The following is an 8851-nucleotide window of genomic DNA, read 5'->3' as shown; positions in this document are numbered from 1 at the left end:
TTATCCTAATGAAACTTCAGCACCAGCAGCTTCTAATTTAGCTTTGATGTCTTCTGCTTCAGCAACTTTAACGTTTTCTTTTAGAACTACAGGAATAGAATCTACTAATTTTTTAGCTTCCATTAATCCTAATCCTAAAACTTCTTTAACTACTTTAATAACATTAACTTTTTGTCCACCATCACCTTTTAATGTAATGTTTACTTCTGATTTTGCTTCAGCAGCTTCAGCAGCTGGAGCAGCAGCTACAGCAACAGCAGATGGATCAATTCCGAATTCTTCTTTCATTGCATCTACTAATTCCATAACTTCTTTAATATTCATTTCTTTTAAAGCTTCAATAAAAGCTTCTTTTGTTAATTTTGCCATTTTATTTTTCTCCTTCTGATACTAATTTATTTTCATCGACTAACATTTTTAGTCCAACTGATAATTGTCTTAATGAACCCATCAATGATGAAGCAAGCATTGTAAGAGCTTCTTCGTAACTTGGTAATGAAGCAACTTTTTGAACTTCAGCTGCATCAATAACTTGATTTTCGTAAATTCCACCTTTTAAAACAACTTCTGGGTGTTTTTTGCTAAATTTAGAAATTATTTTTGCTGGTGCAATAGCGTCATCTCCACCAAATGCGAAAACATTTGGACCTACTAAAGTTGACTCTAATTCTGAATAACCTAAATCATTAGATGCAATTTTGAAAAGTCTATTTTTATAAACTTTAATTTTAACACCTGCTGATTTTAATTCTTTTCTTAATTCTTCAAAATCTGAAACATGTAATCCACGATATTCAGCAATAACTAATGAAGAAGAATTTTGAATGTTATTTTTAACTTCAGCAACAATATTTTCTTTTTCTTGTCTAAAAGAATTCATTGAACCTCCTTATTAATGTAATGCAAATTTATAGAGGAAAATATATTCAAATAACAAATTAAGTATTTTCATACAGTTATTATCTCCATATATTGCTTTTAAATTATAGCACAAAATCGTTTTTTGTTAGATTAATTTTAGAACTAAATGTAAACAATTTCTACAGTGTAACTATTGTGATTATCTACTTCTCTTGGATTGTATTCAAAAGATATTTGTAATTTTACTTGTTGATTTGCTTTTTCTATTGATTTAATGGTTAAATTGGTTATTAACGAATTGGTAGATGTTGTCAAGATAAAATCTTCTTTTTGAAGTTCGTTTTTATTTTTATTTTTAGATTCTTCTTTTAAAGTTGCAAAAATATTTTTTGTTGCTATTTTTTGAACTATTGATTCAAATTTAGTTGTAAATTCCTTTTCATCGTTTCAAATTAAGTCTTCTTTATTTGAAAGCAAATCAACAAATCCAATTAAATCTTCAAAATTATTTTTGTTGTTTTTCAATCCAAAAAGTGCACTTGTTGAATAGTCGGTTGCAAACCACTTATCAAACGACAATCCCTTTTCTTCATTAGCGTGATGAGTGGTTAATTCTTCAGAAGAAATTTGGGATTCTAAAATATCAAAATTCTGTATTTTTGCCGTATTTAGTGTTCTTTTTACTTTTTGGTCATAATCATAATAAGATATTTCTTTTGTGCTTTTTAGTGCTTTTTGAAGTTCATTAGAAGTTTTATTCACTCCTGGATGTCCTTTATAAAAAATATTATATTGAGAATTCAATTTAGCAATAATAGTCATAACATAATCAAAATCTTCATCATAACCACTACCTAAAATTATTAAACTTGGTTTATTGAATTTAGATTTCAATTCATTAACTTTATCTCTTTCTTTTTCTCAATCAAGACCAGTAATTTTAGATCAAAACGAACTAAATCTTTTATTTTCTTTAGTTCTTGTAGTAAAGATTAAGTCTTTTAAATTATTGTTATTTTCAAAAAATGGTAAGTGATTTTTGAAATTTAAAATTGAATATTTATTAGACACAATCTTGTCAGATCAATAAATTTTTAAGTTGTTCATTTCAGCAGATCTAAAGTACTGAGTTAATCTATCATAACTTCCTAAATTTGTTTTTCATTCATTTTTTGAAAAATCATAGTATTTAGATTTAAATTCTTCTTGCGAATAAAAATGTTCAATGTGATATTCACCTAACACATTAGAATCCTCAATAGCTTGAAGTTTAACATTTTTAAGGTTTTTAATCTTCTCAAAATAACTTCCTGCTGAAGCAATATGATCTGAGTTGAACCAAACATTAACTTTTTTTGTTGGATTTAAATAGGCTTGATAATAAGCTTGCTCAAAAAACTTATTTTCTTCTCCTTTTACTTCAATAACTTTTGAGTCTTCTAAATAAATTTCATCTGTATTTCTTTCGTTTTGTAAAAATTTTCGCAATTCATTTGTATTTAATTGCTGCTGAATTTCTACATTATTTTTAGAATGATAAAAAATAACTGATTTTTTAGATAACATCGCCATTCTTATTAAGTTATAAAAGGTTTGCACTCCATAAGATGAATAATAAATATTAATATCAGCACTATCTTGTTCATCTAAAATATTAGTATATTTTTCAGTTTCCTTAAATTCAACTCTTGAAAATTCATCATTAGTTATTTTATTTTCAATTCTATGATGATATTTAGTTGCAAAATATGTTACTAAACTTGAGATAGAAATAGCGGATGAAATACCTAAAATACTAAAAATTATTAATTTATTTTTTCTTGATAACTTCTTTTTCATTGCTATTTCATTATATATATATATGAAACCCAAGAAAATTATTAAAAAATGAATTTTTTCATAAAAAAATAAACAATTTTTAAGTTTTTGAAAAATAAAAACAGGAATTAATTCCTGTTATAACTAGTTTTTAAAATAAATTATTATTTTTAAAGTGCCTTTATCATCATAATGATTTATGTGTTTAACTTGTAAATTAATTTTTCAAGCTAAAGCTTTTACTTTTTCAGTATTTTTACTTTCAAATTTAATTGTTATTTTATTTTCTTGATCTAAAAAATAAGCTGTATTTGAAGTGATAATATAGTTTTGAGTTATTAATTCTTTAAAAATTTCTAAATCATTTTTATTTTCTGCTTTTAAAGTATTAATAAAATCTAATATCTCTTTTATTTTTTGATTTGGATTTTTTATAGAAATATTGAATTTTTCAAAATCTTCACTTTTGTAGTAACTTCAAGAATAAAATTTTTTATAAACAAAATTTTCTCCTTCTTTGAAATTAATTTCTGTTTCTTGTTCTGAAATATTATCTGTTTTTTGATTGCAACTTGCAACAAAAATAATAGGACTTGTAATGATAAATGAAGTTGAAAACAACTTAATTTTCTTTATTAATGACTTTTTCATAAAAAATATCTTCTAAACTTTTTTCTTTTAGTCCATGATAATAAATTTTTCCTTCATGGATTAAAGTAACATAAGTAGTAAATTCATCTATTTCTTTTAAAATATGTGAACTAATAAAAATTGTTTTTCCTTCTTGATTTAATTCTTTTAATATAGAAAATAATTCAAAACGAGCGGAAGGATCTAAATTTGCTGCAGGCTCATCTAAAATGAGTAATTCTGGTTCGTTTATAAGTGCTTGAATTAAAAGGATTTTCTTTTTTTGTCCTGAAGAAAAATCGTAAGGTTTTTTATTTTTCAAATCTTCGATTTTAAATTTTTGCAAAAATAAATCTATTCTCTTTTGTGCTGTATTTTTAGGGATTTTAGACAATTGGGCTAAGTAAAATAAATATTCATAAGTTGTCAATCCTTTTGGAAATAAAGTATTTTCAGGAACATAACCTATCTTTGATTTTGCTTCTTCTTTGGTGTTTATTATATTATCAATTAAGATTTCTCCTGTATATCCACTAAAAGCATCTATAATGCTTTTTATAGTTGTTGTTTTTCCTGCTCCATTTTCCCCTATAAATGCATGAAAACTACCTTTTTCAACGTTAAATGTTATACTATTGACACCAGAATTAGTTTTATTATAAATTTTGGTTAAATTTTTTATTTCTAAAATATTATTATTCATTATTTATAATCCTTTCTTTTATACACTACATAACTTGAAAAAGCAAGAATAGTTACAACTAAAGATCATATTACTAAATTAATATTTTTGTTATAAACAATTCTATTTATTGCTTTGTATGAATATACTTCATCAACAGGTTGAAATAAGAAATTATTACTTTCTTCCAAACTAAAACGATAAATGATTTTATCATTTTTTATTTGTTGAATAGGACTATAAGTAGAATATCCACCTATAAAATATTTCTTATTATCAAAAGAAATTTCAAATTTGTCAGGATTATAATATTTTTTGCCATCATTTTCTTTTTCAAGGAAAGTTAAAATGACTTTATTGAATTTGGGATGAAAATAAGCATAATAAAGTAATGAAGTAATGAAATAAATTTTCTTTTCAGTTAAATTTTTAATTTTATTTGTGTCAATAATCTCTTTTAATAATTCTGTATTATTATCAATAACTTTAGAAAAATTATCATCGTTAGAGTTATTAATATTACTTGAAAGTATATTTTCGAAGTATTTTAAAAGATCATTTTTATTATAATTTTTAACTTTTATAAAGGTTTTATAGGCATATTTGTCAAAAATAGCAGATTTTAAAACTTCTTCAATTATTTCTCATTTTAGTTTTCCAACTAAATCTTCAGGAACTGCAACTATCTTATCATCTTCAGGAAATGAGACTTCAAAATTGGAAGCATTTTCTCTTGAATAAATTATTTCTCTATTTTTTACATTCTCAAAATGAGAACTATTTTTTAATGCACCAGGAACTAAATAAGAATATTTTGTTTCTAATAAACTATCATCATCTTGTATAGCAACTTTTAATAAGTTGTTATTATTTAATTCTAACTTGTAATTGTATTCTCCAGAATCTAAATTTTTATAATTTAAATAATTTTCTAAATTATTAATTTGACTCTTAGAAACATAAGAAAGAGCATCTTTATCTTTATTATTATAAATATCAAGAAATTGATAAGGTAGTGAAAGTAATGAGTATGCTTGTCATAAAGTTGATGAATTTTTAGATTTTTGCTTTGCTAATTCTAAAAATTCTTTTTCTCTTTGTGAAAAACTTTTATTATCCACATTTTTAGGAATTATGTATAACTCATCTTTATTATTGTTTAAATAAAATTTTTCAACATCAAGCAACTTTCCAGAATCATAATTTGGGTAATTAATATTTAAATATTCTCCAAATTTGTTTTCACTAGAAGTTGAAAATATAGAAATTATACTCCCTAAAGTTGTAAAAGGCATAAAGAATAATAAAGGAAATGCTATTGATATTTTTGATGAAAATCTAGATGAAATTAAAATAGATATCAATCCAAAAAATAGATAAATAAAAAGAGGACTTAAGAAAATTCATAAAAAAGGTATATTTAAACTATTAATGAAATTTAAATTTAAAAACAGAGTTGTAGATAAAATTCAATAAGAAACAAAGGATCATAACATTGATCAAAAAGCAAAGTTTATAAGTTTAGTAAAAACTATTTTATGTCTTGTAATGCTTTTTGAAAAAACAATTATTTCTATTCCTTCGCTTTGTAAATCTTTAAAAATATTTAGTGCTTTTATAGAACCATAGAGACTAGATAAAATCCCATTAATTAAAATATTGATATAAAAAATAATCAAAAAGTTCTCTATACTTTTAGCAAGAGTGAAATTTAAAATTAAAGTTAATATAATCATTAATAAATTAATTACAGGAATAATAATTGTGCTTTTTTTCTTTAAAAGTAATTTATTTATAAATAAAAAGTAATTTTTATTCATATTTCTTTCTACACAACAACTGAATAACTCATAAAATTATACAATTTAATTGATTATTTTCCAAAAAATAGTATAATTTTTTAGTATAAATAATTAAATAACAATAAATAAACACATTAACAACAACTTAGAATAACTATTATTTATACAGCGGATTGAAATTATTCCTTAGGGAATTTTTTTATTGCTTTTTTATAAATAAGTTATAATTATTAATAGTTATTCTAAGTTTATAAGTAGAAAGATAATAAAAATGAAAAATAAAAAAGTAAGATTATTTCTACCTTTTTTAGTTTTATTTTCGCCTTTTTATTCTTTTGTTTCGTGTAATGAAGCAAAATCAAATTTTCATAATCAAACAAATGTACAAAATAAAAAAAATTTTTATTCCAACAAAGAAATTGATCTTTTATTAAAAGATATTTTTGAAAATAATTTAGAAAAAATAAATAATTACATTCTTGAACAAGAAAACATAAGTGATAAAAAATTAGAAGATTTAAAATTTTCTTTATTTGTTTATAATCCACTTAGACCAAATCAAGCTCAAGGCGGTAATTCTAATGAAGCAGTTGTCAAAATAGGAAAATCTATTTTAGAAGAAAATTTAAACAACAATTGATATTGAATTTTAAAAAATTTAGATCTCTTAGAATTTTTACATTATCCTTACGATGTTAATAGATTTACTTCTAATTTCTATTCACAAAAAGAAGATGAATATTTTAAAACTGATTCTTTAAATTTTTTAAATTTGAAAGGAAAATCCATTGATTTTTTTATAAAAGTACATAAACAATTAGAAGACAATATTTTAGCATCGAAAGATATTTTTTATATTGTTATTGACAAAAATAAAGTTATAAGATTGCAAAAATTTGTTTATAAAAACAACATATTTAAATTTAGATTAGATAGTCAAATATATGAGATAAATAAAGAAAATATAACAAAAGAAGATATTGAGTTGTTTGCAAATAAATTCGAAAGCAAACAAGAAGAAATTATCAAAGAAAAAATAGAAAAAGATAAAAAAGATTTTGACGAAGACTTAGAATATGAACTCGAAGATGAAGAAGATGTAACTGAAGAAGAAAAAAACCAAAGAAAACTTGAAGGTTACAAAAAAATTGAAGAGAAATATTCTAATTTAAATAACCTAAATATTTCAAATTCTACTACTTTTTTAAATTTAGATTTTTTAGTTTTTAAAGCACTTGAAAAGGAATTTTCTTTAAAAAAATATTTATTAAAAAATATAAATTCTTCTTTTATTAACAATAAAAAAGAAGAAAATGATAATCAAGAGACAAATGATAAATTTTATATTGATAATGATTTTAAAAAATTCATTAATCCTTCTTTAGATATTATTGATAAAGGAAAAACTATTGAAGAAAAAAATACAGATAATATTTTAGCTTTAATTTTAAATATTCAATTTAATAAAGATGAAGATATGATAAATAAATTTATTAAAAATCAACAAGAAAAAGAAAAACAAATAGAAGAAGGATTTAAAAACTTTGCTAAAGAAATAAAAAAATCTTCTTCTTTTGATTTTAGAAAAAACCCTATTTACTTACAATATAAAAATTTCTTGTCTCAAAATTGATATTTTGTTTTAAAAAATTTAACTAAATTTAAAGCTGTATTTAGTAATTGATTTACACTGCCAATAACTAATAAAGTAGATAAAAATGGTAATAAATTATCTCCATCAAAAGAATATTTAGAAAGTTTAGAAGATTTAGATAGCTATAGTGACTCTTACTTTTCTAATAATTTATTAAATGAAATTAAAGAAGGGGATACTACTGCATTAAGTAATTCTTATAAAGATTTATATATCAAAAGAAATAATCAAATTTTCAATATTAAAATAAGTTTAAAAGATAGCGGAACAACACTAGAATTTAACCCTTTTATTTTCTATTTTGCCAATTCTAAAACAGATAATATATCGATAAATGCTATCACAACTATTTTTCATAATGCTATTTATCATGATAGTTTTCAACATTATCAAGCTTTTGAAAATGATTTAATTAAAAAGTTTAGATATGGACAACCTGCAGAAATGTTAATTATATGAAAGGATCTAAATGAAAATTAAAAAAATATTTCCTTTTTTAACCGTTTTTCCTTTATTTTTGTCTTCTTGTAATTTAAATAATAATAGTCAACAAAATCAAATTAATCAACTAAAAATACAGGAAAATGAAAAAGAAGATAAAGAATGAAATGAATTTATAAATTCTGACTTTATTACAAATATTCTAAATGTTACATTCGATTCTGAAGATAAAAAGAATCAATTTATAAAGGAACAAAAGGAATTAGATATTAAAACAACATTTTTAGATATTAAAAATTGATTATATTATTATACAACTATTCAAAATAATACTGATGATGGATTTATTTCAAAAAAAGCATTGCCTTATAGTCAATCTCTTGCTAAAATAAAAGAATTAACTAGTAAAAATTGGTTGTTTTTCCTATTTAATCTAAATAAAATAGTTTTTATTCAACTGGCTGATACAACTAATTTGTTTGCTGGTACTAAAGAAGAACAAACAGAAAAATCTAGAGAAAACTTACTAACTAATCCTTTATTTTATATATCAAAAGATAATAAAATTTTAGACTTTGCTATTTTAAAAACTCAAGATAACTTAAATTTAACAAAAGAAGAGTTAGAAGAAGAAGGTGAAGATTATCAACAAGATTTCAAATTTTATTTTGTAAACTATGATGGATTGCTTTTTGAAATGGAATTAACCAAAGAATTTGATGAAAACAAAAATAATACATCTAACAAAATGAATTTTATTTTATGAGCAGATAAAATTAAAAAATGAAATGTGGAAAATAATAAATCTAATTTTGATATTCAAAAATATGTAAAAGAAAAAGAGTCAAGAGGTTTAAACTCTAATTCTTCAGCAATTTCTCTAGAAATTTTTCTAGATAATTTAGGCGGAAAACCCATAAGATACACATTTGCTGATTTAAAATTATAAAAATAGATAGCATA

At 22.2% G+C, this 8851-nt stretch carries 8 protein-coding genes; 2 read left to right on the top strand and 6 right to left on the bottom strand.

The features are described 5' to 3' along the window. The 6 genes from rplL to ACXX87_RS01785 form a co-directional block, all read right to left on the bottom strand. A complete protein-coding gene (rplL, locus tag ACXX87_RS01810) occupies positions 1-369 on the bottom strand; it encodes a 50S ribosomal protein L7/L12 (RefSeq protein WP_436358405.1) in 369 nt (122 codons plus the stop codon). A 1-nt stretch (position 370) separates the two neighbouring features. Beyond that, a complete protein-coding gene (gene rplJ / locus ACXX87_RS01805) occupies positions 371-880 on the bottom strand; it encodes a 50S ribosomal protein L10 (RefSeq protein ID WP_436358406.1) in 510 nt (169 codons plus the stop codon). Positions 881-1023: 143 nt separating this feature from the next. After that, positions 1024-2700: a hypothetical protein gene (locus ACXX87_RS01800; protein WP_458572740.1), complete on the bottom strand. Its 1677-nt coding sequence runs from the start codon at positions 2698-2700 to the stop codon at positions 1024-1026. A gap of 123 nt (positions 2701-2823) precedes the next feature. Next, positions 2824-3330: a hypothetical protein gene (locus ACXX87_RS01795; RefSeq protein WP_458557673.1), complete on the bottom strand. Its 507-nt coding sequence runs from the start codon at positions 3328-3330 to the stop codon at positions 2824-2826. Beyond that, complete coding sequence (locus ACXX87_RS01790) at positions 3302-4012, bottom strand: ABC transporter ATP-binding protein (RefSeq protein ID WP_458573160.1); 711 nt, start codon at positions 4010-4012, stop codon at positions 3302-3304. Before ACXX87_RS01790 ends, ACXX87_RS01795 begins: the two co-directional genes overlap by 29 nt. Continuing rightward, a complete protein-coding gene (locus ACXX87_RS01785) occupies positions 4012-5811 on the bottom strand; it encodes a hypothetical protein (RefSeq protein WP_458573159.1) in 1800 nt (599 codons plus the stop codon). Before ACXX87_RS01785 ends, ACXX87_RS01790 begins: the two co-directional genes overlap by 1 nt. Positions 5812-6064: 253 nt before the next feature. On the opposite strand from ACXX87_RS01785, the gene ACXX87_RS01780 reads away from it, so the two are divergent. Next, entirely contained in the window at positions 6065-7927 is a 1863-nt protein-coding gene (locus ACXX87_RS01780) for an aromatic motif membrane protein (RefSeq protein WP_436358411.1), read from the top strand. Further along, the gene (locus ACXX87_RS01775) at positions 7917-8837 is read left to right on the top strand and encodes an aromatic motif membrane protein (protein ID WP_436358412.1); all 921 of its coding nucleotides are present in this window, start codon (positions 7917-7919) and stop codon (positions 8835-8837) included. The genes ACXX87_RS01780 and ACXX87_RS01775 overlap by 11 nt, the downstream gene beginning before the upstream one ends. Positions 8838-8851 lie beyond the last annotated feature (14 nt).

Source organism: Mycoplasma sp. 613B (genome assembly GCF_054343485.1).
Note: the sequence above shows the minus strand (reverse complement) of the source record. Positions and strands in the feature narration are given on the sequence as shown.